23 protein-coding genes are annotated in these 25,996 nt (G+C 61.4%); 11 read left to right on the forward strand and 12 right to left on the reverse strand.

The window, feature by feature from the left end:
- The first annotated feature begins 71 nt into the window (after positions 1-71).
- Positions 72-2,891, forward strand: a complete 2,820-nt coding sequence (locus PW792_01225) for a DNA translocase FtsK (protein ID MDE1160547.1) — start codon at positions 72-74, stop codon at positions 2,889-2,891.
- 60 nt (positions 2,892-2,951) lie between these two features.
- On the opposite strand, the gene PW792_01230 is transcribed toward PW792_01225, so the two are convergent.
- Genes PW792_01230 through PW792_01240 form a run of 3 tightly spaced genes read right to left on the reverse strand, consistent with a single transcriptional unit; the run spans position 2,952 to position 6,920 of the window.
- A complete protein-coding gene (locus PW792_01230) occupies positions 2,952-3,725 on the reverse strand; it encodes a hypothetical protein (GenBank protein ID MDE1160548.1) in 774 nt (257 codons plus the stop codon).
- Between the two features lie 43 nt (positions 3,726-3,768).
- A complete protein-coding gene (locus tag PW792_01235) occupies positions 3,769-5,076 on the reverse strand; it encodes a hypothetical protein (GenBank protein ID MDE1160549.1) in 1,308 nt (435 codons plus the stop codon).
- Positions 5,073-6,920 carry a DUF2339 domain-containing protein gene (locus PW792_01240; GenBank protein MDE1160550.1) on the reverse strand — a complete coding sequence of 616 codons (1,848 nt, stop codon included), beginning with the start codon at positions 6,918-6,920 and terminating at the stop codon, positions 5,073-5,075. The genes PW792_01235 and PW792_01240 overlap by 4 nt, the downstream gene beginning before the upstream one ends.
- A 105-nt stretch (positions 6,921-7,025) precedes the next feature.
- Between PW792_01240 and PW792_01245 the strand changes: the two genes are divergently transcribed.
- The 9 genes from PW792_01245 (at position 7,026) to PW792_01285 (ending at position 14,964) form a co-directional block, all read left to right on the forward strand.
- A complete protein-coding gene (locus PW792_01245) occupies positions 7,026-7,763 on the forward strand; it encodes a response regulator (protein ID MDE1160551.1) in 738 nt (245 codons plus the stop codon).
- A 32-nt stretch (positions 7,764-7,795) separates the two neighbouring features.
- Complete coding sequence (locus tag PW792_01250; GenBank protein MDE1160552.1) at positions 7,796-8,491, forward strand: response regulator transcription factor; 696 nt, start codon at positions 7,796-7,798, stop codon at positions 8,489-8,491.
- A gap of 3 nt (positions 8,492-8,494) precedes the next feature.
- Complete coding sequence (locus PW792_01255) at positions 8,495-9,019, forward strand: L,D-transpeptidase family protein (GenBank protein ID MDE1160553.1); 525 nt, start codon at positions 8,495-8,497, stop codon at positions 9,017-9,019.
- A gap of 50 nt (positions 9,020-9,069) precedes the next feature.
- Entirely contained in the window at positions 9,070-10,110 is a 1,041-nt protein-coding gene (locus tag PW792_01260; GenBank protein MDE1160554.1) for a YpdA family putative bacillithiol disulfide reductase, read from the forward strand.
- Positions 10,111-10,205: 95 nt separating this feature from the next.
- Positions 10,206-11,753 (forward strand): fumarate hydratase, encoded by a 1,548-nt coding sequence (locus PW792_01265; GenBank protein ID MDE1160555.1) that lies wholly within the window; start codon positions 10,206-10,208, stop codon positions 11,751-11,753.
- A complete protein-coding gene (locus PW792_01270; protein ID MDE1160556.1) occupies positions 11,753-12,049 on the forward strand; it encodes a hypothetical protein in 297 nt (98 codons plus the stop codon). Before PW792_01265 ends, PW792_01270 begins: the two co-directional genes overlap by 1 nt.
- A 143-nt stretch (positions 12,050-12,192) precedes the next feature.
- Positions 12,193-13,743 carry an OmpA family protein gene (locus tag PW792_01275; protein MDE1160557.1) on the forward strand — a complete coding sequence of 517 codons (1,551 nt, stop codon included), beginning with the start codon at positions 12,193-12,195 and terminating at the stop codon, positions 13,741-13,743.
- Positions 13,744-14,049: 306 nt separating this feature from the next.
- Positions 14,050-14,520, forward strand: coding sequence for a PA2169 family four-helix-bundle protein (locus tag PW792_01280; GenBank protein ID MDE1160558.1), 471 nt, complete (start codon positions 14,050-14,052; stop codon positions 14,518-14,520).
- Positions 14,521-14,601: 81 nt separating this feature from the next.
- Positions 14,602-14,964 (forward strand): DoxX family protein, encoded by a 363-nt coding sequence (locus PW792_01285; protein MDE1160559.1) that lies wholly within the window; start codon positions 14,602-14,604, stop codon positions 14,962-14,964.
- On the opposite strand, the gene PW792_01290 is transcribed toward PW792_01285, so the two are convergent.
- From PW792_01290 to PW792_01320, 7 genes are all read right to left on the reverse strand, one after another.
- A complete protein-coding gene (locus PW792_01290) occupies positions 14,961-15,524 on the reverse strand; it encodes a hypothetical protein (protein ID MDE1160560.1) in 564 nt (187 codons plus the stop codon). The genes PW792_01285 and PW792_01290 overlap by 4 nt on opposite strands.
- Positions 15,525-15,541: 17 nt before the next feature.
- The gene (locus tag PW792_01295) at positions 15,542-16,447 is read right to left on the reverse strand and encodes an undecaprenyl-diphosphate phosphatase (GenBank protein ID MDE1160561.1); all 906 of its coding nucleotides are present in this window, start codon (positions 16,445-16,447) and stop codon (positions 15,542-15,544) included.
- Positions 16,448-16,514: 67 nt separating this feature from the next.
- Positions 16,515-17,531 carry an outer membrane protein assembly factor BamD gene (bamD, locus tag PW792_01300; GenBank protein ID MDE1160562.1) on the reverse strand — a complete coding sequence of 339 codons (1,017 nt, stop codon included), beginning with the start codon at positions 17,529-17,531 and terminating at the stop codon, positions 16,515-16,517.
- A 77-nt stretch (positions 17,532-17,608) separates the two neighbouring features.
- The gene (locus tag PW792_01305; GenBank protein ID MDE1160563.1) at positions 17,609-18,598 is read right to left on the reverse strand and encodes a threonine/serine dehydratase; all 990 of its coding nucleotides are present in this window, start codon (positions 18,596-18,598) and stop codon (positions 17,609-17,611) included.
- Position 18,599: 1 nt separating this feature from the next.
- Positions 18,600-19,832 carry an alpha/beta hydrolase gene (locus tag PW792_01310; GenBank protein MDE1160564.1) on the reverse strand — a complete coding sequence of 411 codons (1,233 nt, stop codon included), beginning with the start codon at positions 19,830-19,832 and terminating at the stop codon, positions 18,600-18,602.
- Entirely contained in the window at positions 19,833-20,210 is a 378-nt protein-coding gene (locus tag PW792_01315) for a hypothetical protein (GenBank protein MDE1160565.1), read from the reverse strand. It lies immediately after the preceding gene.
- A gap of 15 nt (positions 20,211-20,225) precedes the next feature.
- Complete coding sequence (locus PW792_01320; protein ID MDE1160566.1) at positions 20,226-20,711, reverse strand: vitamin K epoxide reductase family protein; 486 nt, start codon at positions 20,709-20,711, stop codon at positions 20,226-20,228.
- A 77-nt stretch (positions 20,712-20,788) separates the two neighbouring features.
- On the opposite strand from PW792_01320, the gene PW792_01325 reads away from it, so the two are divergent.
- Complete coding sequence (locus PW792_01325; protein MDE1160567.1) at positions 20,789-22,792, forward strand: Zn-dependent oligopeptidase; 2,004 nt, start codon at positions 20,789-20,791, stop codon at positions 22,790-22,792.
- Positions 22,793-22,850: 58 nt separating this feature from the next.
- Here PW792_01325 and PW792_01330 read toward each other — a convergent pair whose 3' ends face one another.
- Positions 22,851-23,735, reverse strand: coding sequence for a hypothetical protein (locus PW792_01330; GenBank protein ID MDE1160568.1), 885 nt, complete (start codon positions 23,733-23,735; stop codon positions 22,851-22,853).
- Positions 23,732-25,801, reverse strand: a complete 2,070-nt coding sequence (gene aroE, locus PW792_01335) for a shikimate dehydrogenase (protein ID MDE1160569.1) — start codon at positions 25,799-25,801, stop codon at positions 23,732-23,734. Before aroE ends, PW792_01330 begins: the two co-directional genes overlap by 4 nt.
- Positions 25,802-25,996: the final 195 nt, after the last annotated feature.

Here is a 25,996-nt window from a genome sequence, read left to right on the forward strand (position 1 = left end):
TCCGCGGCGCACCAGCGCATGCGATGCTCGGCCCTGACCGCGCCTCGTGTTTGCTTCAAGGGGACCCAAGTATGCGACCACAGCGACTCGTTTACGCGCCTACGCGCAGCCGCAGGCTGAACGAAATGTTCGGCCTCTGCGTGTTGGCCGCCGCAGGCCTTCTGCTGCTTGCGCTGGCGACCTACACGCCTTCGGACCCATCGTTTAATACGGTCGCTTCGATCTCGTCACTGCGCCCGGCGCGCAACTGGACAGGGCTGATTGGTGCGTACAGCAGCGACCTGCTGCTGCAGATCTTTGGTGTTGCCATCTTTGTGTTGCCGCTGTCGCTCATTCGCGTGGGCGTTAGCTGGATGCGTTCGAAGCCCGTGGGGGCTGCTGCGGCGAAGCTCCTGGGGATGGTGCTTTGGCTGCTCTTTGCGCCTGCGGTGATTGCTCTGCTGCCCGGTCACTTTCTGTGGCGTCATGCGTTGCCGATCGCTGGCGTCGAAGGTCGCCTGATCGCTGACGGGCTTGTAAAGTTTGTGAACCTGCCGGGTGCTGTGACGATCGCTGGCCTCATGGTGGCGCTCTCGCTTTATCTTTCGACGACGTTCCTGCTGGCGATGGCGCGGGAGTGGTTCTCGACGAAGTTTGCGTTCGTTGGTGCGATGCGCAGCCGCTGGTCGAACTGGCGGACTCACCGCGATCATGCACCCGAAGCTGTAGAAGCAGCGGAGTTGAATCAACGTCAGGCTCGCGCGGCTGCGCGGTTGAAGTCTGAGCCCATACCTGAGGAGATGCAGCAGGCAAAGGATGCGCGGCAGCAGAACTCCCTGCTGGCTGGCTTCCTGTCGCTCTTCCGCCGCAAGCAGGCGCTTGCAGAAGGTGATGGCGAGGACGATGACCGCGCTCGTTTTGGAGGAGAAACGCCCTCGGTGTGGGACTCGCTTCCGCGCACGGATGTCGATGCTCCCACGGCGACGGCGTTCACCACCGCCGCCGCTGCTGCTGCACCGTTCGCTGCAAAGCTCGCCGCGGCCGCTGCACCTTTGCGCGAGGCGGAGTTGCCGTTCAGCGCATCTGAACCGGTGATGGAGCACGGCGAAAGCTACGAGCCGGTGGAGGATGATGGCTGGCTGGATGCGCCGGAGCGTGCGACGTTTGGCCGCAGCCCGCTGGAGAATGTCGACATCCCCGAAGCGCCGCCTGCGCGCATTCCTGTTGCCGAGCCGCTGCGTCCGCAGTTGGTGCGGCCTTCGATCACGCCGATGGCTCCCCCGGCGAATCGTATCGAGGAAGTTCCTGCGGCTCCGCGTCGCATCAACCCTGTGCCTGAGCCACCTGCGATGCCTTCGCCGATGGCGAACCTTCGCGATCAGAACATCGCGTTCGGCAAGCGAGCGGATGCGGATGTGCGCTCGATGACGATTACGCCGAAGTCGATTCGTGGCTATAAACTTCCGCCTTCGTCGTTGCTCTACCACTCGGACGAACAGGCCGAGATTCGCGAAGATCAGCTTCGTGAAGAGGCGCGTCTGCTGGTGGAGAAGTGTGCGGAGTTCGGCGTGCAAGGCAAGGTGGAGCAGATCAATCCCGGCCCTGTTGTGACGACGTTTGAGTTCAAGCCGGACAGCGGTGTGAAGTACGCCAAGGTGACCGGACTGGCCGACGATCTTTGCCTCGCTATGGCTGCAGAGAGCGTGCTGATTGAACGGATGCAGGGCAAGAACACCGTTGGTATTCAGGTGCCGAACACCTCACGCGAGACGATCTGGCTGCGGGATGTGGTGGAGTGCGAGTCGTTTGTTCACTCGAAGTCGCGGCTGGCGATTGCGCTGGGTAAGGACATCAACGGTGGCATTGTGACGGCCGATCTGGCGGCGATGCCGCATGTGCTGATCGCGGGCTCGACCGGTTCGGGTAAGTCGGTGGCGATCAACGCGATGATCATGAGCGTGCTCTTCAAGAGCACGCCTGAGCAAGTGCGCATGATCCTCGTTGATCCGAAGCGCGTCGAGCTTGGTATGTATGAAGGCATCCCGCATCTGTTTACGCCGATCATTACGGAGGCAAAGCAAGCTGCGAATGCTCTGCGCAATGCGGTGAAGGAGATGGAGCGGCGGTTGAAGCTGCTGGCTGCCAATCACGTTCGCAACATCGACCAGTTCAACAAGCTCTTTGATAACGGCAGCGAGTATCTCTTCGAGGACGTCAATCAGGAGCCGCTGCCGTACATCATGATCATCATCGACGAGCTCGCCGATCTGATGATGCTCGACCGCGCGAATGTAGAAGAGTCGATCACGCGTCTGGCGCAGATGGCGCGTGCTGTTGGCATTCATCTTGTGCTGGCAACGCAGCGTCCTTCGGTGGACGTGATCACGGGTTTGATCAAGGCGAACGTGCCGACGCGTATGAGCTTCCGGCTGGCGACCAAGACGGACTCGCGCACGATCATCGACTCCAACGGCGCAGAGAGTCTTCTGGGTCGTGGCGACATGCTCTATCTGCCGCCGGGAACGTCGCGTCTGCAGCGTGTTCATGCGCCCTTTGTGACCGAGAAGGAGATCGCCGGGGTTACGGAGTTCTGGCGCGCACAGGGCGAAGCTGAGTACGTCGAAGGTTTCCTCGAAGGTCCGAAGGACGAGAACTCAGAGTCCGGCGGACGTGGCTCCGATGGGGAAGACAACGATCCGATGTTCGACGATGCGGTACGTCTGGTCTTCGAGTTTGGTAAGGCGTCGACGTCGCTGCTGCAGCGTCGTCTGCGTGTTGGCTATGGCCGTGCGGCGCATCTGATTGACATGATGGAGCGCGATGGTCTGGTGGGGCCTGCGGATGGATCGAAGCCTCGCGAGATTCTGAAGCGGCCGGATTTCTTCAGCGAAGTAGACAGCGCGATACGGTAGTTTCTGCGTAAAGCCATCGGGGCCGAACTCTTGAGAGTTCGGCCCCAATGGTTTTCAGGCTTACTTCGTTGCGGGTTTTTGGGGGGCCGCGTTGGATCGTCGCAGCCAGCGCAGGACGTCTGCGCGAAGCTGGCGATAGCCCGGCTCTCTGGCGTAGTGGCGGATCGTTCCGTGGCCGCTACTTGTGTACCAGTTCAGAGAGAAGTCGCCGCTGGCGGCTTCGGCCTTGTCTTTGCCGATGCGGACTTGCGGGTCGCGTTCGAGCGCGGTCTTGGCGGCTTCTGCGCGTTCGAGCGAGATGTACTCCGAAACTTTGCCTTCGGGGGTGAAGTGTTCGAAGTTGTAACGGGCCTCGGAGCGCCCCATCGGGACGAAGTACTCGCGAACGAGCCATTGTTTGCCGGCAACGTCGAAGCTGTCGATGAGGTCAGACTCGAGCGGTGAGAGGTTGTCGGCGCCGCGCTTGCGGGCCTGACGCAGCAACTCGCGTTCGCTGTCGAAGTCCTCCCAGCGGCCCAGTTTTGCCTCTACCAGGACGAGATCTTTGTGTGCAGGCCACATGCCTGGGTCGATCATGACGGCGTGGCGAAGGCTTAGCTCTGCGGCCTCGTACTCATGGAGCATCAGGTCGGCGTCGCCTACGCCTTTGGGGCCGCGGGCGTCATCGGGATGGGCCTTGGCGTACGCCTCGTAGAGCGTTCTGGCGCGAACCGCGTCTTTAGCGGTCAGGGCATCGCGCGCTGCGGTGAGAGCAGGCGGCGTAATCGTCTGGGCAGAGGCCGCGACGGCCGCGCACAGGGTGATCAGGAGAGTTGGAAAAGAAACACGCACCACAACAGGGTAGACGTTTCCGACGCTGCTTCGTGATGTTGTTTCTTTAGTGGTGTCCGCTGCGATGTTTTACCTGGCTGACGGCCGTTGCGCCAAGGATGGCGACGACGGCGAGCAGGGCGATCCACAGTAGCTCCGGATGGCGCTCGGTGAAGGGGCGGCTGTCTTTGCGAGGAGCGTAGGCCGGGTTGGGCTGTTCGGGGCCAAGCCAGGCGGCCGCGGCGACGTCGCCACCCTGAAAGAGGCGGGCGTAGTCGTAGACGGGAGCGGCGAGGGCTTTGTCGCCGTACCTCAGCGTGTAGCTTGAGCCGGGGGCGGCGTCGAAGCAGAGACGGCGCTGGCGCATCTGCAATGCGACGCGGGTAATGGGCAAAGGAGCGTCGTTGGCGTTTTGCACGCGGAGCTCGATGGTGGCTGCGTCGTCCATATTGGCGGCGAGCACGGCGCTGACAGAGAGATGCTCGGAGTGAATGGGGGAGGCTCCTGGAATGCGTGCAGGCATCTGTACGCGAGAGATCTCTCCGCTGAGCTCTTCTCCGTGGCTGCCGTCGTCGTGCCGGGTGACGTCGCGAAGGACGACGTTCCGAACGAAGTTGGTGTGGAACTCCGCAGGGAGTTCTACGCTCAGGCGCTCGACGGGGACGTGTGCCGGGATGTTGAGGCGAGCGACCGTGGCAGAGCCCTCCTGATGCAGTGTGGAGGTTTCTACGACGGTGGTGTAGACGGTCTGTGCTTCGCGGCTGGGCGGGACGGTGGCCCCGGTAAGGACCTCGACGGGCAGCGGCTTCGGCTTGCCGTCGAGCGCGGTGAAGTGCAGCACAACGTGCAGCGTGGGGAAGGTTTCTTCAGCCAGTGGCAGGGTCGTGGAGCGCGAGAGGTGCTGCGCCGTAAGGTCGAAGAGCGTGAAGGTACCAAGCTGGATGGGTGTCGAGTGGGCGACGAGGCCGATGCCGGTGACCTCGGCTGTGGCTACGAAGTCGTGCGCGTTGAGCACGAGGTTTACGGCCGAGTACGGACGCGAAGGCATGGCGAGGTCGAAGGCGATGGCGTCGCCGGTCATACCGAGGTTCTGCACCGTGGCGGCGACGGGCTCGCTGGTGGCTGCGGAGCTTTCGGTGAGAGCGTAGGCGGTTTCGACGGTGCCGTTGCGATAGAGGCGAAGGTCATTGCCTGCCCGGTTCTCGGCGTGGGCGAAGGTGGTTGCGTCGAGCACGGCGCAGGTGGTGCCGTGGAGGCCGGGGGAGATGTTGATGGCGCGTTCAAAGCGAAGGTGCGCGGGCTCTGCCGGTGGAGCGTCCATGGAGGCCGCAGACTGCAGTAGAAGAGCGCCGAGGGCGCAGGTAAGAAGCTTCATTGTGCGACCTCGTCGTTCTGGTCCAGCACATGATCGAGCCCGAGCAGACCTTTCTGGTACGCAAAGCTGACGGCGAGCAGAAGTGCGCCGAGCGCCAGGTAGCTGATGATGCGGAAGCCTGTGCTGAGCGTACGCATGTCGTACGCCACGGTCTTGATCAGGGTGATTGCAAGCAGAAACAGGCCTGTCCAGCGAACGAGTGCGATTTTTTTCCAAAAGCCGAGGGCCAGCATAGCGGCTCCCTGCACGGCGAGCCACGCGGAGAAGGCAAAACCGCCGAGAGCCAGCATGTGCATGTAGTCGTCGTTGGCGGAGGTTGGAGCGAAGACGATGTTGATCTGGCGATAGGCGGTGGTGGCCAGCGTGAGATTGAAGAGAGAGAAGGCGACGATGCTGAGAAGCTTTGGATCAGGAGCAAAACGGACGCCGGTAACGAGTTTCGGCGCTCGGGCGAGGATGACGCCGAGCACAAGCAGCGCGCCAAGTTCGGTAGCGAAGCCGCGGTTGAAGAAGACAAGTCGTCCTGGCCCGAAGACCTCTGGCCCCAGCAGTGCGCCGCCGACACCTAGCAGCATGGCGGCAGTGGCGAGGTGTCCCAGCACGGCGCGGGCACGGGCTTCGAGCCCGGGCATGGAAGCCAGCCAGATGACAGCGACAGCTTCTGCGAGCCAACCTGCGGTGATGCCGTGCCCGGTGAGTTTGAGCGGGATGGCGACCGTGATGAAGCTGAGGGCGAGCGAAAGGTGGATGGCGGAAGCAACGGCGCTGTGGCGGACGCGGGAGATCGCCAAATAGGCTGCGGCGAAGAGCAGAGCGGCCCACGGTTCGATTGCAGGGCGGCGGGAACCGGCGAGGAAGGCGTAGACCGAGAAGGCTCCGAAGAGCGCCGTGGCGACGGGCATGATCACGTTGACCAGCGCAGAGTCAGCCTGGCTGGCGAGCAGTGGGATGGCCGCAAAGATGGCCCAGAGCAGGGTAACGAGTGCGAGCGTGAGTCCGAGCAGGTCGGGGGCGAACGATTGCATGGCCCAGATCGCGACGAAGACCGCGGTGATGGGAAGGGGGCCAAGCAGGAGCAGGTTCCAGGGTTTGGCTCGAAGCAGCGCGAGCAGAGCTGCTGCGATGGCGGCAAGATAGCTGAAGAGAAAGATCTCGTGGTTGCCCCCGGTGGCGAGCAGCATGGGCGTGATGTAAGCCCCGAAGAGAGCGTACGCGGCCAGCAGTTGCGCGTCCTGCGTGATGGCCATGGTGGCGTTCCAGGCTGTGACGAGCACCATGCCCAGCAAGGCGACAGGCGCGGGCACGAGGTGGAAGATCTGGAAGCTTGCCCAGAGCGAAAGGTACAGCACACCAGTCCCGACGGCTTTGAGAGCGTAGCTGAAGGCCGGGGTGCCGTTGCGGCGGAAGCGCTCTGACCACAGGATGAGACCGCTGCCTGCCGCGAGCCCGATAAGGATGCGGCCGCTTGGGCCGATCCAGCGATTGTCGAAGGCCCACTTGAGGAACCATGCTGCGCCCACGAGCAGAAGGATCACCGCAAGTTTGCTAAGTACCTGCGAGCCAAGTCGGGATTCAATGCTGACGGGTTTGCTGCCATCCGGTTTCGTGCCATCCACGGAAGCGAAGACCGGCGAGGATGCCGGAGTGAACTCGGTGGATACCGACCGAGGCGCAGGTGCGGTGCGACGAAGAAGGGGCTGACGAGAAGACGCGCTGGTTTGAACCATCTGTCGCAGCTCGGCGACTTGTTCTTCCAGCCGTGAGACACGGGAACGGAGCTCCGCGTTTTCTGAACTGCTGAAAACGCTGTCGTTGGCGTCGGGCGAACCGGGTTCATTCGTCATGCCCTCCACTGTACCCGAGTCGAGAAGGAAGGCCGCTTCGAAATGATTTTCGCGCAACGCGGTTGCGAGCCATGCGTTGCCCGCGTAGGCTGAAGCTCGGTACCCATGACTCAGCCGCTTCGCATCCTTGTTATCGACGACGATCCCGTGATGCGCGAACTTCTGGAAGCCTTGCTCGGCATCGCCGGGTACCTCGTCGAGACGGTGAGCTCCGGCGAGGGAGCGCTTCTGCGGATGGATGAAGGCACAGCGTTCGAGGCGATCCTGACAGACCTGCACATGCCGGGCATTCAAGGCAGGGAGCTCGCAGCACGCTTGCTGGCGGTTCGCCCGAAAGGCATGGTGCTGCTTGGCATGAGTGGAAGCTTCCCAACGGAGAGTGAGAAAGAGCTGCTTGACGTCTTTCTGCAGAAACCTTTCACGGTGGAAGAGTTTCAGGCAGCGCTTGAGTCGGCACGGCAGCAACTTGTCGCGTCCCTGCGCACGCCCGTCGAGCGCACAAGCTCGGCCGTTGTGCTGGATGAAGCGGTCTTCGCACGTTTGCTGGCGACGCTGCCAGCCGATGCTCTACGTAGCGTTTACCGCCTTACGCTGGACGATGTGCGCGAGCGGCTGGTGCGTATGGACGTTGCTGTTGCAACCGGGGATCGCGCGGCGCTGCACCGCGAGGCGCATTCGATCAAAGGTGGATGCGGCATGGTAGGGGCGGCAGAGCTTTATCAACTTGCGGCCACCACAGAAGAGGGAACCGCATCTGATACGAGTGCTATTGCAGAATTCGCGGCTGCGTGTCAGCGACTGGAGCGTATTCTGGACGAGAAGTTCCCCGTGTCCACGAAATAAGCCGTACCGGCCCTGCTATCTGATGGAGATACATGCCTAACACCAGGAAGACCGCCAAAATCGCACCTGACGTACGTATTGTCGTTGCCGACGATCATCCTGTAGTGCGTTTCGGTGTCAAAAACATTCTGCTAAGCGAAGAAGGCTTTGAGGTCGTAGGCGAAGCTGCCGATGGCGAGCAGGCCATTACGGAGACGCTGGAGCGCGAGCCGGACATCCTGTTGCTCGACATGCAGATGCCGAAGCTGCCGGGGCTGGAAGCGATGCGCGCCATCATGAGCCGCTCGCCGCGCGTGAAGATCATTCTGTTGACCAGCACGATCTCCACGCAGCAGATTATCGAGGCGCTGCAGATCGGCGCTCGCGGCATTGTGCTGAAGGACGCCGTTGCCGGCGATCTGGGCGAGAGCATTCGCTCGGTGTTGAGCGGCGACTACTGGATCGGCGGCCAGCGCGTGGCGAACCTGCTGGCGGCGCTGAATGACCTGATGCAGCAGGCCGCGGCCGTGCCGGAGAAGAAGACGTACGGTCTGACGCCGCGAGAGCTGGAAGTGGTGACCTGCATCGTCGAGGGCTGCTCGAACAAGGACATCGCCAAGCAGTTCACGATCTCGGAAGAGACGGTGAAGCGGCATCTCTCGAACATCTTCGATAAGACGGGCGTGAGCACGCGTCTGGAGCTGGCCCTGTTTGCGATTAGCCACAAGCTTGTGGACCTGGATGCATAACGTATGTCACGTCAGCGAAGTTTTGTCGCAGCCGTCGTCAGTTTGACGACGGCTGTTGTGTTTGCAGGGTGTTCGAGTCGCGGAGCTTCCTCGCTTCCTTTGCAGGGAGTTGATCGGCTCGTTGTCGTAAAGCATGAACATCGTCTTTCCCTGTATCGCGGCGGCCAGGAAGTGGCTCGTTTTCACGTCTCTCTGGGGCGAGGTGGGCCTGGGCCTAAGCTGCAGGAGGGGGACAAAAAAGTCCCGGAGGGAAGCTACCTCATCGTGGCTCATAACCCTCACAGCACGTACCATAATGCGTTGCGCGTGGGATATCCCACGCCGATTCAAGAGGCTGAGGCGAAAGCTCGTGGTGTCAATCCTGGTGGGGACATCATGATCCACGGTATTCATAATGGGTTTGGCTGGCTCGGCGCTTTGCAGGGCTATGTCGATTGGACGGAGGGCTGTATCGCACTCACGGATGCGCAGGTGGATGCGGTCGCTCGTGCGGTTCCCGACGGAACACCGATCGTCATTGAGCATTAGGCGGAAGGGACTTCGTCTGATCGCCTCTGGCGTCTCCGTACAATAGTCCTATGAGCGAAGAATTATTTGACGTCCTTGTGATCGGCGCTGGTCCTACCGGCCTGGCTTGCGCGATTGACGCGCAGAATGTTGGCCTGCGTGTGGTGGTGATCGACAAGGGATGTCTGACGAACTCGCTCTTTCATTACCCGGCAGGGATGACGTTCTTCACCACGCCGGAGCTGCTTGAGATCGGCAACATGCCGTTTCCTTCGACGAATCAGAAGCCCACGCGCAGCGAAGCTCTGGAGTACTACCGCAAGGTGGCGCAACATTATGCGCTCGATGTGCGACAGTATGAGCGTGTCGTTCGTGTCAGTGGCTCGGATGGGGCGTTTGAAGTTCACACGGTGGACCGCTTTGACCGGACGACGATTCATCGGGCGAAGAAGCTGATCGTCTCCACGGGCTACTACGATCTGCCGAACAAGCTCGGCATCGACGGCGAAGAGCTCTCCAAGGTGGCGCACTATTACAACGAGGCGCACCCTTTCGCGGGAGAGGATGTCCTCGTGATCGGCGGCAAGAACTCCGCGGCGATAGCGGCGCTAGACCTGTGGCGGCACGGAGCACGCGTCACGCTGATCCACCGCGGAGCGGAGCTTCATCGTCACATCAAGTACTGGATCAAGCCGGACATTGAGAACCGCATCAAGAACGGTGAGATCGGGGCGTACTTCAATACGGTTTGCACGAAGATCACGGAAGATTCGATCACCCTGCAGGCACCCGAAGGCGAGAAGACGTTGCCGAACCGCTTCGTCTTCGCGCTGACGGGCTATCAACCGGACTTTACGTTTATCGAATCGCTGGGCGTTCATCTGGATGCGGCGAACGCTCGTTGCCCTGTCTGCAGCAAGGAGACGCTGGAGTCGAACGTTCCGGGGATTTATCTCGCGGGCGTCGTTGTGGCGGGCGAGCGAACGAACGAGGTCTTCATCGAAAACGGTCGTTTTCATGGGGCGCTGATCGCGGCGGATCTGGCCGCGAAGCTGACAGATCGGGCTGTGGCGAAGCCGGTTGCGCCGACACATACGGTTGCGGCCGAGTAAGCAAGCTGTTCAGTTATCGCGCGGAAGCGCCGCGACGTTCTGGATGAAGGTTGAGCCGTAGTCGTATCCTTAGAAGCGCAAAAGAGGCTTCGCCAATGACGACTATTCAGCAGAACGACTTCATCGAGAGCGTGCGTGCCGCGCTGCAGTACATCAGCTTTTATCACCCCATCGATTTCATCGAGAACCTCAACCGCGCCTACGAGCTGGAGCAGTCTCCCTCGGCCAAGGACGCGATGAAGCAGATTCTGGTGAACTCGCGCATGTGTGCCGAGGGGCATCGCCCCATCTGCCAGGACACCGGCATCGTTACCATCTTTGTCAAGCTCGGCATGGAGTGTCACTTCGCCAGCGGCAGCGCGCCCTCGACGATGACGCTGCAGGAGATGTGCGACCAGGGTGTGCGGGAAGCATGGCTCGACCCGGACAACAAGCTGCGCGGCAGCATCCTGGCTGACCCTGCGTTCTCGCGCAAGAATACGCGCGACAACACGCCGTGCGTGGTCGAGGTTTCGCTGGTGCAGGGCAATACGGTGGACATTACTGTGGCCGCGAAGGGTGGCGGTTCCGAGGCGAAGTCGAAGTTTGCGATGCTCAATCCGTCCGACTCGGTTGCGGAGTGGGTGTTGAAGACGGTGCCGACGATGGGCGCAGGCTGGTGCCCGCCGGGAATGCTCGGCATCGGTATCGGCGGCACGGCGGAGAAGGCGATGCTGCTGGCCAAGCAGGCGCTGATGGACCCGATCGACATGCAGGAGTTGAAGGCCCGCGGAGCGAAGACGAACGTCGAGAAGCTGCGCGAGGAGATCTACGACAAGGTGAACGCGCTGGGCATCGGCGCACAGGGGCTTGGCGGCCTGACGACCGTGCTGGACGTGAAGATTCTGGACTGGCCTTCGCACGCCGCAAACCTGCCGGTGGCGATGATTCCGAACTGTGCGGCGACGCGTCATGCGCACGTTGTGCTGAAGGGCGATGGCCCGGTCTACATTGATCCGCCGTCGCTGGAGCATTGGCCGGCAATGACGTATGAGGCGCATGGAGGCAAGCGTGTGAACCTCGACACGCTGACGCAGGAAGAGACGAAGACGTGGAAGCCAGGCGACGTGCTGCTGCTCAACGGCAAGCTGCTGACCGGCCGCGATGCAGCGCACAAGCGCATGACCGAGATGCTTTCCCGTGGCGAGAAGCTTCCCGTCGACTTCACGAATAAGCTGATCTACTACGTTGGCCCGGTCGATCCGGTTCGCGACGAAGCTGTTGGCCCGGCTGGGCCGACGACAGCAACGCGCATGGATAAGTTCACGCGGCAGATGCTGGAGCAGAGCGGCCTGATCGGCATGGTGGGCAAGGCTGAGCGTGGCGTTGCGGCCATTGATGCGATTCGCGATAACGAAGCGGTCTACCTGATCGCAATCGGCGGCGCGGCGTATCTGGTGTCCAAGGCGATCAAGCACTCGAAGCTGCTGGCGTTTGAAGACCTTGGCATGGAAGCCATCTACGAGTTCGATGTGGTGGATATGCCGGTCACGGTGGCGGTCGATGCGAAGGGCAACAGTGTCCACATTACTGGACCGGAAGAGTGGAAAGAGAAGATCGCGCACTCGATGGGGCTGGGAGAGGTTGCTATCCTGAACCAATAATGGATAATGACGCCACTTTCCGTCTCGTTACGCGTGCTGTCGCAGTGGTCGCTTTTCTCTTCGCGCTGGTTCAGTTGTTGTCATTTCCTTCGGACCTTCATGGGATGCTTCATTACGTGCGGAACATGCATTCCATGTCGGCAGCAGATGATGCCTATCGTTCCTACCAGACATATTGGATTCGTTATTACGGGATCGCCTTGCTAAGCCGACTGATTTCTTTTGCTGTCAGCTTCAGCGTGGGGATGGCTCATGTTCATGGCGGTGAAAGAGTTCACCGCTTCTATGGTGCTTAGATTCAAAGGGTTGCCCGTGAAAGAACTATCTTTCGCGGGCATCGCGTTTTATGAAGGAAGGCATCCATCTCTTTGTCGCGTTCAATACGCACGCCCGCAGGCTGTGCTTCGGGCAGCAAGAACCAGCAAGGAGAACCTAAGCAATGTTCAGCAAGACCATGCGAGTCGCCGGTGTGCTTTCAGCCACGGCACTTCTTTCGGTTGCATCCCTCAGCGCGTTCGCGCAGGAAGCCAACCCGACCACCATTGCTCCCGGAGCCAAGCACGGCGTAGTTGTCGCTGACGGCCCAAATGGGACGTACATCTATCACGTGAAGGTGGTTGAGCGTGATCTTGATGCCGTGAACTATCTGAACCGTTCTGGTTCAACGAAGATTGCTTTCAAGGGTACAAATCTGATGCCTAACGCGTATGGCGAAGGCAAGGTAGAGTCCGCGACCGGCAAGACAAATATCTCGGTGAACTTCAAGGGACTGACCCCGGCTAACGGCTTTGGCCCGGAGTATCTGACGTACGTGCTTTGGGCGATTTCGGCAGATGGCCGTCCGCAGAACCTTGGCGAGCTTGAGCTTGCAGGGGATAAGGCCAGCCTGAGCGTGAGCTCGTCGTATCAGTCGTTTGGCATGATCGTGACCGCGGAGCCGTACTTCGCTGTGTCGCAGCCGAGCGATGTGGTGGTGCTCCAGAATGTTTTCTCTGACAAGACCGAGGGCATCCTTCAGCATGTGAACATCCACTACTCTCTGCTGCCAAAGGGCTTGTATGCCAACACGGGCGGATCGAAGTCGGTAGAAGATCCGATCACAGATCGTGAGCATTATCCGTTGGCGTTGTATGAGGCGCATAATGCGGCTCGCATCGCTCTTGCTGCAGGTGCGGAGAAGTACGCTCCTGGCGTTGTTGAGCGCATGCGTTTGAACTTGAAGAACGCTGACGATATGCAGGCTTCGAAGCACCGCGATGTGAAGATGATCTTCACGCAGGCTCGCGAAGCAACACAGCGTGCAGAGGACGCTCGTCTGATTACGCTGCGCAAGCAGGCAGCGGAGCGCTCGCAGGCAGAGCGTGATGCGCGCGCTTCGGCAGAGAGTCAGGCAGCACAGTCGCAGCAGGCGGCGGCCGATGCCCAGGCTCAGGCCGACCGTGCAGCCGCAGCGAAGGCGCAGGCCGATGCAGATCGTGCTCGTGCCGAAGCGGAAGCGGCCCGTGCCCGTTCGCAGGCGGATGCTGCAACTCAGGATGCTGCTGCAACGCGTGAAAAGCTAAAGGCGCAGCTCAACGGCATTCTGGCAACGAGTGAAAATGCTCGCGGCCTGATTGTGAATATGAACGATGTGCTGTTCGACACCGCGAAGTACACGCTGAAGCCGGCAACGCAGGTTTCGCTGGCGAAGGTTGCTACGATCCTGCAGCTCTATCCCGACCTGAAGGTACACGTCGAAGGCTACACCGACTCGGTGGGCGGAGACGATTACAACCAGAAGCTGAGTGAGAATCGCGCAAACGCCGTGAAGGACTTCCTTACCCAGAACGGCGTGCCTGCGGACAACGTTACCTCGCAGGGTTATGGCAAGACTCACCCCGTTGCAGATAACGGAACCAAGGAAGGCCGCGCTCAGAACCGTCGCGTGAACCTGGTGGTTTCGGGCGCTGCGATTGGTGTGAAGGAGTCCACGCCAGACAGCCAGCAGTAACAAAGACGACAGCAAACAAGTGAAAGGGAGCGGCCACGTGGCCGCTCCCTTTCGCTTGTTGCGTTATGTGTGATGCGATGAAATCGTCATAAGCTTTTCAAAATCAGTGGGTCAACGCTCTGTGCATTCACTGCATCTTTCTATGTGTACGGCGAAGTTGAAAAGCTTCGCAAAGAAGCGAATGTGGTTAAGGGAACGGGGTTTTCGCGATTTCTCCCGTTTGTTGCCGGCGCAGGAGAATCGCGTGCAACCGGCGGACCTTAGCCGCATCACGAACATATCTAAAAGGTGGGAGAGGAGACGATCATGGCGAACACACTCGAAGGATCGACGAAGAACAAGGAGACTGAAAAGGTCCTGCTCCATGTCATCCAGTCATTGCAGGATGGTCAGCAAGGTTTTGCGGATATCGGCGAGCACCTACAGGACGAAACCCTGAAGAAGTACTTTCTAGCCGAGAGTCTGCACCGAGCAAACTTCCGCGCAGAACTTGAAAACGAATTGCATCGCTCAGGTATGGCCGATGTGAAGGAGTCCGGATCAACGGCTGGTATGCTGCATCGCGTCTGGGGCGATTTGAAGGCAAAGATGGGTGCAGGTGACCACGAACTGCTTGCGACTGCGGAGCAGGGTGAGGATGAAGCCAAGAAGGCGTACAAGGATGCGCTTGAGCATGAGCTTCCACTTCCAATACGTGAACTGTTGAGCACGCAGCAGGCGCACGTCATCAGCTCGCACGACTATGTTCGCAACCATCGCGATGCTTTAAAGAAGTAATCGCACCTGGCGAGTGAAGTTTATATGCTGAAGGGCAGCTGCATCTGCAGCTGCCCTTTTCATGGAGTCGTGGAGTAACTGATGCGTGCAGGACGAGCGTTGATGGGCGGACTCTACGTGGTCGCTGGTATCGGGCACTTCGTGGTGACGCGTGCGTATCTGCGCATCATGCCCGACTATCTGCCAGCGCATCGCGAACTCGTACTGTTGAGTGGCGCTGCAGAGGTTCTGTGTGGTGTGGGCGTGTTGTTGCCCGCGACGCGGCGCCTGTCCGCGTGGGCCACGGTTGCTTTGCTGGTGGCGGTTTTCCCCGCGAATCTGTGGATGGTGCAGCACCCGGAGATCCTACCCGGCGTGCCGCTGTGGGTACTTTGGCTCAGGCTTCCGCTGCAGCTGCCGTTAATTGCCTGGGCGCTGCTCTACACGAAGCCTCAGGCAAGCTAGAGCGTGGCGGCGAGGGCAAGAAACTCGTGCACGTCGCGAAGAGACACTGCGTCCGTGCAGCGTTCGAGTGAGGTGTTCTGCGCGTTGATGCGAAACTGAACAGCCTTGGCTCCGGCGAGGTTCTTTACGAACTCTTCGTCTGCTCCAAAAGGGATCACCTCTTTCGCCACTTTGTGGCGGGTGCCGGAGAAGGCAGGCCACTCTTTCCACGCACTCTTCGGGCCGACCATGTAGAGTTCATCCTGCTTGCCGTCGATGACGGTCTGGAGAGAGCCACGCTTGCCGGGGTTAATCCACTCACCGCCGTCCAGCGAGAGCGTGAGCACGTATTCGACCGGGGCGCTTGGCTGGCGGACTGCGGAGAGCAGCAGCTTGACGTGCGAGGGATTGCGGTCGGGGGAGGTCTCAACGAGGCAACGCCCGGTATCGATGGCAACGGAGAGGATGCGTTGCCCGGAGTACGGGTCGATATCGTCGTGAACGTGCTTCGGATGTCCTGCTTCCGCGCTCCCCGCAAAGCAGAGCGCGAAGAGGGCGACACTGGCTCCCATTCGCTTCATGCGAGCCAGTGTACTGGCTAATAACCGATGTGATGCAGGAAAAGAACGCCGACGCTGGCCACGATGCAGTAGATGCCGAAAAGCCACCAGCGACCCGCTTCCAGCCAGGAGCTGAGCCACTTCAGCGCGGCGAGACCGGCGAAGAAGCTGAGCACCATGCCGATGAGCGAGTAGACGAGGCTGCTGTGCAGGTCGATTGACGTTCCCGCAGCGGTTGCTTCGTGCGAAGCCTTCAGCAGGCGGAGCACCTCGCGAGCGATGACGGGCGGCGTGAGGATGACAGCCAGCGCGAACGAGAAGCGCTCGGCGCGTTCACGCTGCGCACCGACCAGCATGCCGGTCGAGATCGTTGCGCCCGAACGCGAAAAACCGCGGAACGGAAGGCAGAGACCCTGCACGGCGCCCATCCATCCAGCCTGGCCAAAGGTCACGTTATCGCCGGAGCGCGAGGCTGCCCGTTCGTAGGCAAGCGTCTGTGATTTCTCTTCGCCCCGCTCCTTCAGCCCCGCGAAGAGGATGAGCAGGCCCGCCGCAAAGAGTGCTGTGCCAACGAGGTCGAGCCGGGAGAAGAGCATCTCGATCTCTGCTTTCGGCAGGCCTTTGAACGCGGTTTTTTCGATCACCTTGATGATCGGGTAGCCGATGATGGCGGTCAGGGCCGTGGCCCAGATGGCGCGAATGGCGAAGCGGGCGAAGGCATCGCCGGTGGCGAAGTAGGAGCGCTTCCACTGGTTCCAGAAGTAGACGATGACGGCGAACATCGTTCCGGTGTGCAGCATCACCAGCACCAGCGTCATGGCTGGCGAACTGGGGTCGAGCCCCAGCAGCTTTTCCGCCACAACGACGTGGGCGGAACTGGAAACGGGCAGCAACTCGGCAAGGCCCTGAACGATGGCCAGAATCAAAACCTTCAGCAAGAACATGCGCTGATTTTACGGCAGGTCGTCGCTGCAGAATGCGACACTTTCGTCACCATTTTTTGTGGCGAAGCTAGTCGCGGTCACTGCCGTAGACCGGGATGCCCTGCGCCACGCGAAAGGCGAGGCTCTGGGCCCGGGCGGCGTACTCGGATTGAGGGAACTGTTTGGCCAGATCATCGGCAATCTGCTGGCAGTTCATTTTGGCCTGTTCTGACCGCTTTGCCTGGTCGTCGACCGTGTACATGGTGACGAGCACTCCCTGCCGGTAGGCCGCGTCGTAAAGCGCTTCGGCAGACTTCGGGCCGTTGGGGTACTGGTCGGCGTACTTCAGGTAGACATTGGTCTCCATCTCGGGGCACTTCGGCAGGCCCTGCCAGTCGCCGCAGAGCTTGTTGTCGATCAGGTCAAACGCAGCACGAGCGGCCTGTGGCGTCTGCGGATACCGCTTCATCACCTTCTTCAGATCGCCGTCGTAGAGCTGGGGCCGCATGTAGTTATTGCCTTCGTGCGCGCTGGGCAGGGAGCCGATGTCTGCCTTCTCCAGCTGCCAGCGGATGTCGGCCGCGCGATACAACGCCTCGGGTGCGAGCGGTGAATCAGGGAAGTACTCGGCCACGCGCTGGTAGAGGAAGTGAGCAGCCGAGGCTGAGCCCTTGGGCGGGTGCGGCTGCATCGCCTGCGACTCAAACTCCAGCGCGGAGCCGTAGAGCAGGGCATCGCCCTTCGGCGTCGTCGGGCTAACGATGCCTTTATCGCGAATCCAGCCGGAGCTGGGGTCAGGATGCGCTCCGGGCTCTTCAATCTCGGGTGCTGAGTCGGGGTTGCGGGTGTCGGCCTCGTCGGTGTTGGCGAAGACGTTTACCCAGGCACCGTTGCGGTCGACGATCACGACCTCGTGGCCCGGAGTCACCTGTGCGTACGGTGGATTGCTGGCATCGGCGGTGACGTACACGTTGGCGGTGTGCAGCACGGTGGCGCGAGCGGCGCGGTCGTAACCCGCGAGCGAGTTCGGGTCTTTCCTATTCTTCTTCTGCGCCCACAGGGGGCTAGTGCACAGCAGCGTTACGACCAGAACGGTTCTCTTCATCACGGGTCACCTTGTGTCTGCGATCACGGTCGCAGGCGTATCCAACAGCATAGACGTGTTGCCCGTAGCGAGCGTTCCTAGCTCTGCAACGCGGGCTCTTCTGCGGCGACTTCTGCTCGCAATGTGGGGTCAATGTTGCCGCCGCTGACGATGGCGACGACGCGCTCGGTCTGCGGCAACTCATTAGCGTGGAAGAGCGCGGCTGCGAGCGTTACAGCTCCGGATGGCTCGGCGACGATGCCGGTCTGCGTAAGGATGCGGCGCAGAGCTTCGCGCAACTCCGCTTCGGTGACGGTGAGGATGCCGTCGGTGAAGCGGAGGATGTGCTCGAAGTTCTGCGGGCCGACGGACTGCGTGCGTAAACCGTCGGCGAGGGTGCGGGTCGTCTTTTCGGCGGGCCACTCGACCAGTGTGCGTGTGCGGAAGCTTTCGCTCGCATCGCCTGCGACCTCGGGCTCGCAGCCCCAGACCGGCGGCGCTGCCCAGCCGTTGGCCTCGCAGAGTAGTTTTACGCCAGCCGAGACGCCCGAGAGCAGGCCTCCGCCGGAGACGGGGGAGAGGATGAGTGCGTTGGCGCAGGAGGCTCCGCCAAGCTGCTCTACGATCTCTACGCCGCACGTTGCCTGCCCGGCGATGATGCGCTCGTCGTCATATGGCGGGACGACGGTGTAGCCGTGCTCAGCGGCAAGTTCTTCCGCCTTCAGCTTGCGTTCGGCGCTGGCATTGCCGACGAAGACGACCTCGGCGCCGAGTGCGCGTGTCGCGTCCACCTTCACCTGGGGTGATGCGCTCGGCATCACGATGACGGACTTTGCACCGAGCGCGCGAGCCGCATACGCGACGCCCTGCGCGTGGTTGCCGCTCGAGTAGGTGATGACGCCGAGCCCAAGCTGCTCCGGCGAAAGCTGCGCGATCATGTTGTACGCGCCGCGAATTTTGAACGCGCCGATGGGCTGCTTCGATTCATCCTTCAACCAGATGCGCTCGTCGAACTGCACGAGAGGCGTTTCAAGGGCGACGCCGTGAATCCTTTTGTGGGCATTCTGAATGTCGTTGATGTTGACCAAGCTAACGTCCCTCCGCATCCTGCAAAATCATTCCAAAGAAGTGAACCAGCTTCAGCCGGTCCAGTGTGCTCGGCCCGTGGCCGTCGAGGTCCAGATGCGAGAGCACGGGCGAGATCAACTCTGCCTGCAGCGTTTCGCTGGGAAGCTCCGCGGCCATCCACTCCGTTTCAGCCGCGGGGATGATGTTGTCGCCTTCGCCATGCAGCAGATAGACCGGCGTGGTGAGCGTCTTCAAATGCCCCTGCGGGCTGACGCCTGCCATCTCGGTGATGTGCCGGGTCTCATCCGCGGCGAGCAGCCTGCGCGTTGCCGGGGAGGTCGTATCGAGCAACTGCCTGGCCTCAGCGCGTTGCGCGTCGGTCATCGCAGCGAGTGTCGCTTTCTCGTCGGGTCCGTTCTCATAAAGATGGGCCCGCAGAAGCGCACGCATCGTGGCTACATCTTGCGCGGGGACAAAGTCTTCGAGGTGTTCGTACTCGAGCACAAGCGCGCCATACTCATGTGGCGGCAGCAACTCTTCGCCGCCGCTGGGGCGGGCGTCTTCTCCGGTGCGGTAGTACTGCGCCACGCGCTGCATCGCGTCCTGCGAGCCGATGGCGACGACGAACTTGATGCTGGCGCGGAACTCGGGATTCGCGGCGGCAAGCAACGAAAGCCCGCCTGCAAAGCTAAGTCCCATCACACCGACCGGATGGCCGCCGTTCTGCTGCGCGAGCCACGTCGCTGTTTCGCCGATGGTGGCGATGGAGTTCGTACCGACGTGATAGTCCTTGATGTCCGGCAGCTCTGGCGTCAGAACGCGTAGTCCGCAGGAGGCCATCGCCGAGGCAAACGCAACGAGCCGGGGCTCGTTCATGCCGAGATGATGCACGCCATGCAGCACCATGAACGCCGGCGCATCGGGTTTGCCTACAGGCTCGTACATCCTTGCCTGCACCGGGCCGGTCGCGGTCTGGATCGTGACTTCACGGGTCTTTACCGGCTCACCCACCACCCGTCGCACCGCAGCAGGCACCGGCTGGTTCGCGACGAGGTCGAGTACGGCCATCGCCTGCAGGTGCGCTCGCGTTGCAGGCCAAACGGCGATGCCGAAGAGCGAAAGCGCGACCACCAGCATCGCCGCGGCGATCAGACGTTGCTGCGTCCGGCTGCGTTCTTTCTTCTGGCGCTGGTTGCGGAGATTGTGAGCAATGCGTTCGACGCCACCTGTTTCACTCGGGTGCTGATTATGCACCTAGTGCCTCACCAGCAGGGCGATCACCAGTGCGATCAGGACAACGTTCAGCACCACTGTGCCGACCAGCAGGCCGCGCAGCGAGCCAACCTTGGCCTCGACGCCTGCCAGACGTGCTGCGCTGGCTTCGACTGCAGCCCGTGCGGAGCGGACTTCGCCAAGTGCTGTGTCGATGCGTTCGCCCTGTTCGTTGATCTGCCGGTAGACGCTCTCCTGCGCAGAGATGGTTCTGCCCAGCTCGGCCTGCAGCTTGTCCATCGACTCGCGCGTGGCATCGTCGTTGCCTGCGCGCGACTGCAGGAAGCGGTCCGCCATGGGAACCAGGCGCGTGACGTGCGGCAGTAGTTCAATCAGTTGAGCAATGACCTTCGGCCACATAGACGATCTCCTCGCTTAGTACGAGACGGCTGCCAGCTTGCGTCGCTCACGCCGCTGCAGCAGGACGCCGAGCAGCGAGAGCACGAGAATCGTGGTGACGATGCCCTGCGACCAGACGCAGTAGATGCACCACTTCTGCATCACGAACGCTTCCAGATAGCTGAGCATCGCGGCGCATCCAAAGCCGATCTCGGCAATCTGCAGCGTGATCCAGAACGGAGCCAGCAGTGCCAGTCCGGCAATAACTGCGTACCCGATGATGCCCGCAGTCGCAACCGGGACGTGAACCTTCTTGGAGCCGGGGGCTTCGTCAAAGCTTTCGGGCGGGAAGACGGCGTAGCGCGAGTGGTTTACGGAGCCGCAGTCCCAATGCTCTGTGACCGCGCAGGGCGGAGCGATGCTCGGGTCCTGGTTGTGAATGCGTAGTGCGAGGAAGGAGTCCACCATGCCGCCCAGGGCAAGCAGCGCAATTACGAACCGCAGAAAACGCAAAGCCGTCATGGCTCCCATTGTAGAGTCGCGACGCGGTGTTTGTGCATCCGTACACTGTGACAGGCAGGAAAGGAATCTCTCTAGCAATGCAGAATACGACCGTCCCCGCTGACCAGCTTCACCTTTGGGCCCACGCCGCAACCGCTGAAGAAGCAACACATTGGGTGGAGCATCATCTCGCCGCTGCGCGCGCTGAAGTCGCCACGCTGCTGGCGGAAGCCTCGGCACGCACCATCGAAAATACGCTCGCGCGTTATGACCGCGCCTGCTGGCATCTGCGCATGGCCGGATCGCAGTCGCATGTGATGTTCATGGTGCATCCTGAGGCGGCAGTTCGCGACGCCGCGCAGAACCTCTCGCAGGCGGTTTCTGCGGAAGGTGTGTCGTTGTCGCTGAACCGTGAGCTCTATGACGCGCTGGCAGCCGTTGATGTCGCTGCTGCCGATGAGGCGACGAAGTATCTGCACGAGCGCACCTTGCTCGGCTACAAGCTCTCCGGCGTGGACCGCGACGATGCAACGCGCGAGAAGATCCGCTCGCTCAGCGAGCAGTCCACCGCGTTGGCAATGCAGTTCAGCCGCGCTGTGCAGGACGATGTTCGCAGCGTGGAGGTCAGCGATCTGGAGCAGCTTCGCGGCCTGCCCGTGGACTTTCTCGCTCGCAAAGGTGTCACCGAAGTCGCTGGCAAGCTGACCGCCACGGGCCCGGTGAGCATCACGACCGATCCGCCGGACATGGCCCCGGTGATGAACTACGCCGTTTCGCGCGATCTGCGCCGCGCAATCTATCTGGCGTATAACGGTCGCGGCTACCCGGCGAACAAGCAGGTACTGCTGGACCTGCTGGCGTTGCGCGAGGAGATGGCCGAGGTGCTCGGCTTCCGCTCCTACGCTGACCTCGCTACGACTGACCAGATGATGGGTTCGGCAGAGAACATGCGCCGCTTCCTCGACGAAGTAGAAGCCGCCTCGCGCCCCACGGCGGTGAAAGAGTTTGCCGCTCTGGAGGCGTTCGTGCGTGAGCATGACGCTTCCGCGCTTCCGCTCACGTTGTCTGATGCGCGCTTCTGGGAAGAGCAGTACCGTCGCGCGAACTACAACTTCGACTCGCAGTCCGTGCGTCCGTACTTTCCGTACCAGGCCGTGCAGCAGGGCATCCTGCGGACAGCCGGAACATTCTTCGGCGTGCGCTTCGAGCGCGATGCGAACGCCGCCGTCTGGGACCCGAGCGTGGAGGCGTACAGCGTCTTCGACACGACGTCCGCTTCCCCTGAAGCGATTGGCCGCATCTACCTCGACATGCACCCACGCGAAGGCAAGAGCAAGTGGTTCTCGGAGTGCTCGCTGGTCGGCGGCGTCAGCGGACACTGCCTGCCCGAAGCCTCGCTGGTCTGCAACTTCCCGCAGCCTGCAGAGGGTGATCCCGGCCTGATGCAGTACTCCGACGTCGTGACCTACTTCCATGAGTTCGGCCACCTGATGCACGAGGTGCTGGGCGGAGCGAAGCAGCGCTGGGGGCTGCAGTCGGGCATAGCGACGGAAGGCGACTTCGTCGAAGTTCCTTCGCAGATGCTGGAAGAGTTCTTCGAAGACCCCGAACTCCTGCGCTCCTTTGCACATCACTACGAAACCGGCGAGCCGATTCCGTACGATATCGTTGCCCGCATGACGCGTGCTGCGGCGCATGGCCGTGGACTGGGTACGCTGACGCAGGTCATGTACGCAACGTACTCGATGGAGACACACGACCGCCGTGCGGCGGCGCTCGATCTCGACACGCTGTTGCGCGAAGGCTACGACCGCTTCTCGCGCTACGAGTTTGTTGATGGCAACCGTATGTACGCGGCGTTCACGCACCTCATCGGCTACACCTCGAACTACTACACCTACCTCTATGACAAGGTGATCGCGCTGGAGTTCTTTGCGCAGTTCCCACAGGGCGAGCTTGCCAGCGAGGTTGCGCAACGCTATCGCCGCGAGGTGCTGGAACCCGGTGGCAGCAAGCCTGCGCGTGAGCTTGTGCAGGCGTTCCTTGGCCGCAAGGCCAGCATGGAGGCGCTGGCGGCTTACATCGAGAAGTCCGTGGCATAACTGCCGTAACAAGCAAACGCGAGAGTGGGGAGGCTATTGGCCTCCCCACTCTTTCTTGCTATCCGCGTTTACGCTGCGGCCATAGTCGCTGCGGCAGCAGGTAAGTGAAACCTGCGAAGCTTTGCCAGCGAGTCGTCGTCGAGGTGAGCCCGCGAGAGAAGCCCGCGTCAAAGACAAGGTTCGGCTTCATCTGATAACTTGCTGCAGCCAGAACGGCCACCATGTGCGCTCGTCCGACGGGGCGTCCGGTGGGATCAGCGTGAACCAGCGGCTGGGTGAAGTGATAGAGCTCGCCGGAGAATTGCACGCTCTGCGAGATCACTGGACGGTCAAAGGAGATCGTCTCTCCCACCTGCGCGCGACGGACCCCATTGTCGTCCACCTGTTCGTTCACGACGAGGTTGCTGTCGTAGTGCGCGTCGATGATCGGGGAGTGGCCTGAGGCGAGCAGCGTGAGTCCCTGCCGCATCGATCCCATGTCAAGATCAGGCGCGCTGCCTTGGTAGACGCGTCCCTGGTAGGACAGCGACACCGTCGGCACGGCTGCTTTCACATAGCTGTGCAGATGGCGGTCCTTCGCCTCTGCCGCACGGTCTTCTTCGCTCTCATGCGGGGAGAAGAGGACGACGGTTGCTCCCAGCAGAACGTCGCCTGCGTCGCGCGTAGGCTGGCCGTCGACCAGGCTGCGTGCAAACGGCTGGCTTGCCATCTGCAGCATCAGGTGTGACTCCACGGCCAGCCGGATCGTCTGCACCACGCTGTACTGTGTATCGGTTTCGGGGGAGCGCAGCGCTCCGTTGTAGCCCTGCTCAAACTGCAGGTAGCCGACCGGTGGCAACGTCGCCGGATTGGTAACGGTTGGACGTGCCGGGTTCGCTTCAGGAACCTGTGCGCACACGGTAGACGCGGCAAACAGTGTTATCGCTGCGAGACCACGCCTCATCGTTTTGTGGTCTTCTTTGCCGCAGCTTTCTTTGCGGGAACGACCTTCTTGGCTACGGGTTTGGCCTTCTTTGCCGGGACCGTCTTTTTCATGGGAGCCGCGACCTTCTTCGCCGGAGCCGCTTTCTTTGCTACGACGCTCTTCTTTACGAGCTTGGCAGGCACGGCTTTCTTCGCGGGGACGACCTTCTTTGAAGAAGACGTTCTTGCTGGGACTGCCACCTTCTTTGCTGGTGGGGCCGCCTTCTTTGCGACCACTGGAACTGCTGCCTTTTTCGCTGGAACGGCAGGTTTTGCGGGCGCAGCCGTTTTCACTGGAGCGACAGGCTTCGCAGGTGCTGCAGGCTTCGCCGGAGCCGCTTTCTTCGCGACGGCTGGCGCTGGCTTTGCGGGTGCTGCTGGAACCACGGGAGCCGCTACCGGAGCCGCTGCGGCTGCCTTCGCTGCTGCGGCTTCCGCTGCCGTCGCGGTCAGCACCTTGCCTGCCGGGGCCGTCGGGTCGATGTTATCTGTAGGCGCTTCCGCACCCTGACGCAGGGCATGGATCACAACTCGCAGCATCTCTTCGATAGGCGCGGGCTTGCCTGTCCAGATCTCAAACTGGCGAGCACCCTGTGTCACGAACATCTCAACGCCGGTGATGACGGGCAGCCCCTTGGCCCGGGCCATCTTTAGCAAGGGCGTTTCGATCGGGTTGTATACCGTGTCGAAGACCAGCCGGGCGTTCAGCTCTTCCGGCTTCAGCACCGCGACGGTCTTGTTGCCGTTCATGCCAGCGGGCGTGCAGTTGATGATGACGTCGAACTGCATCTTCAGTAGTTGTTCGCGTTTGATCGCCTTCGCACCCGCCTGCCGAGCCAGCTTCTGAGCTGTTTCGGGCGTACGGTTCAGGATGGAAACCTCCGCACCCTTGTCTGCGCAGCCAAAGACAGCGGCGCGCGCCGCTCCACCAGCACCCAGCACGAGAACCTTGGCGCCTCGCAGCGACAGCCGCCGCTCCAGCGGGCCGACGATGCCGGCAACGTCCGTGTTGAAGCCGTAGAACTTGCCGTCCGGCATCCGGGCGATCGTGTTCACCGCGCCGATCTTCTGGCTGAGGGCGTCCGTACGCTCCAGGTGCTTGATCACGTCCTGCTTCAGCGGCATCGTCACGCTCAGGCCCTGGATCGGCACCTCACGCACCAGCCGGAAGAGGTCGTCCACATCGGTCGCCTGCAGCGCCAGATAGACGGCGTTCACCGTCTCGCGCCGGAACGCCGTATTGAGCATTAGGGGGGACATCGATGAGCGGATCGGATTGCCTGCGACACCAAAGACCTTGGTCGCCTTATCGATCTGCTCGATGCGGTAGGTTTCGATCAGCGTGCGTGCGGCGATCTGCCCCGGAGCGGTCTCTTCGCCGGCGTTGGCTGCGGCAAAGGTGAAGGCCGAACCCGCGCGAAGGCCAAGAACGCGGGAGATGATGCCCATTTCGCCCATGCAGATACCGACGACCGGCGTCGATCCGCGGTCTTCTGCGCTGGCCAGGAACTTGAGCAGGGAGACGTTGTCGCTGAGCTTCTGCGCGGTGGGTACGACCTTCATGAAGTCGGGCGCGAAGACCGCCATCCTCTTATAGAGGGCATCGAGGTCGGTCGTGCGCTTGAAGTCGTGGTGGCTGATCATCACCGACGCGCCGGTTTCGCGCAGCTTTTCGATGGAGCCCTTCGGCAGCTTCTCGGCCGACTCCAGTTCGAGGTCGATGATCTGAAAACCCGCCTGCGCGGCCTTCAGCAGCACGTCATACGCGGCGCTGATCGAGCCGGTGAACTTGCCGCCGTACTCCTGGCAGCGACAGGTCGCCACGACAACGACGGCACCGTGCGTCTCCAGCCAGTTTTTCAACGCGGGCAGCGCCGCGGCTGGTTTGGCGATGTAGTCCAGCCGGAACTCCAGCAGGCTTGTCTCGTTCAGCACGGCATTGGCCTTGTCGGCCATATCGTTCGCGCTTGTTCCGGTCAGGGCAACGCAGAGTTTGCCGAGCCGCGAACGCAGCAGGTGGGAGGCGATTTGGGTTTCAGTATTCATGCGTGGCTTAGCCGGTGCCTACAATCGCGGTATCCTACCGCCGAATCAGTTGCGATGCAAACAGAACTTACCACGCCGGGCCGCATCCGTCAGCGGGAAGTTGTTGTGGCAGGAGAACTTTCGTGGAATCCGGGGGCAGGGGACGGCGTTTCCGATCGAACGAGACGCCTTTCAAAGCATAGCAACGCAGGGCGA

The organism is Acidobacteriaceae bacterium (assembly GCA_028283655.1).
In the GTDB taxonomy this organism is placed as follows: domain Bacteria; phylum Acidobacteriota; class Terriglobia; order Terriglobales; family Acidobacteriaceae; genus Granulicella.

What these genes read in the sequence shown, in the direction of transcription:
- PW792_01225 (MDE1160547.1), top strand. Translation starts at nt 72, where the DNA reads ATGCGACCACAGCGACTCGTTTACGCGCCTACGCGCAGCCGCAGGCTG.
- PW792_01235 (MDE1160549.1), bottom strand. Translation starts at nt 5,076, where the DNA reads ATGAAGCTTCTTACCTGCGCCCTCGGCGCTCTTCTACTGCAGTCTGCG.
- PW792_01240 (MDE1160550.1), bottom strand. Translation starts at nt 6,920, where the DNA reads ATGACGAATGAACCCGGTTCGCCCGACGCCAACGACAGCGTTTTCAGC.
- PW792_01245 (MDE1160551.1), top strand. Translation starts at nt 7,026, where the DNA reads ATGACTCAGCCGCTTCGCATCCTTGTTATCGACGACGATCCCGTGATG.
- PW792_01250 (MDE1160552.1), top strand. Translation starts at nt 7,796, where the DNA reads ATGCCTAACACCAGGAAGACCGCCAAAATCGCACCTGACGTACGTATT.
- PW792_01255 (MDE1160553.1), top strand. Translation starts at nt 8,495, where the DNA reads ATGTCACGTCAGCGAAGTTTTGTCGCAGCCGTCGTCAGTTTGACGACG.
- PW792_01260 (MDE1160554.1), top strand. Translation starts at nt 9,070, where the DNA reads ATGAGCGAAGAATTATTTGACGTCCTTGTGATCGGCGCTGGTCCTACC.
- PW792_01265 (MDE1160555.1), top strand. Translation starts at nt 10,206, where the DNA reads ATGACGACTATTCAGCAGAACGACTTCATCGAGAGCGTGCGTGCCGCG.
- PW792_01270 (MDE1160556.1), top strand. Translation starts at nt 11,753, where the DNA reads ATGGATAATGACGCCACTTTCCGTCTCGTTACGCGTGCTGTCGCAGTG.
- PW792_01275 (MDE1160557.1), top strand. Translation starts at nt 12,193, where the DNA reads ATGTTCAGCAAGACCATGCGAGTCGCCGGTGTGCTTTCAGCCACGGCA.
- PW792_01280 (MDE1160558.1), top strand. Translation starts at nt 14,050, where the DNA reads ATGGCGAACACACTCGAAGGATCGACGAAGAACAAGGAGACTGAAAAG.
- PW792_01285 (MDE1160559.1), top strand. Translation starts at nt 14,602, where the DNA reads ATGCGTGCAGGACGAGCGTTGATGGGCGGACTCTACGTGGTCGCTGGT.
- PW792_01290 (MDE1160560.1), bottom strand. Translation starts at nt 15,524, where the DNA reads ATGAAGCGAATGGGAGCCAGTGTCGCCCTCTTCGCGCTCTGCTTTGCG.
- PW792_01295 (MDE1160561.1), bottom strand. Translation starts at nt 16,447, where the DNA reads ATGTTCTTGCTGAAGGTTTTGATTCTGGCCATCGTTCAGGGCCTTGCC.
- bamD (MDE1160562.1), bottom strand. Translation starts at nt 17,531, where the DNA reads ATGAAGAGAACCGTTCTGGTCGTAACGCTGCTGTGCACTAGCCCCCTG.
- PW792_01315 (MDE1160565.1), bottom strand. Translation starts at nt 20,210, where the DNA reads ATGTGGCCGAAGGTCATTGCTCAACTGATTGAACTACTGCCGCACGTC.
- PW792_01320 (MDE1160566.1), bottom strand. Translation starts at nt 20,711, where the DNA reads ATGACGGCTTTGCGTTTTCTGCGGTTCGTAATTGCGCTGCTTGCCCTG.
- PW792_01325 (MDE1160567.1), top strand. Translation starts at nt 20,789, where the DNA reads ATGCAGAATACGACCGTCCCCGCTGACCAGCTTCACCTTTGGGCCCAC.
- PW792_01330 (MDE1160568.1), bottom strand. Translation starts at nt 23,735, where the DNA reads ATGAGGCGTGGTCTCGCAGCGATAACACTGTTTGCCGCGTCTACCGTG.
- aroE (MDE1160569.1), bottom strand. Translation starts at nt 25,801, where the DNA reads ATGAATACTGAAACCCAAATCGCCTCCCACCTGCTGCGTTCGCGGCTC.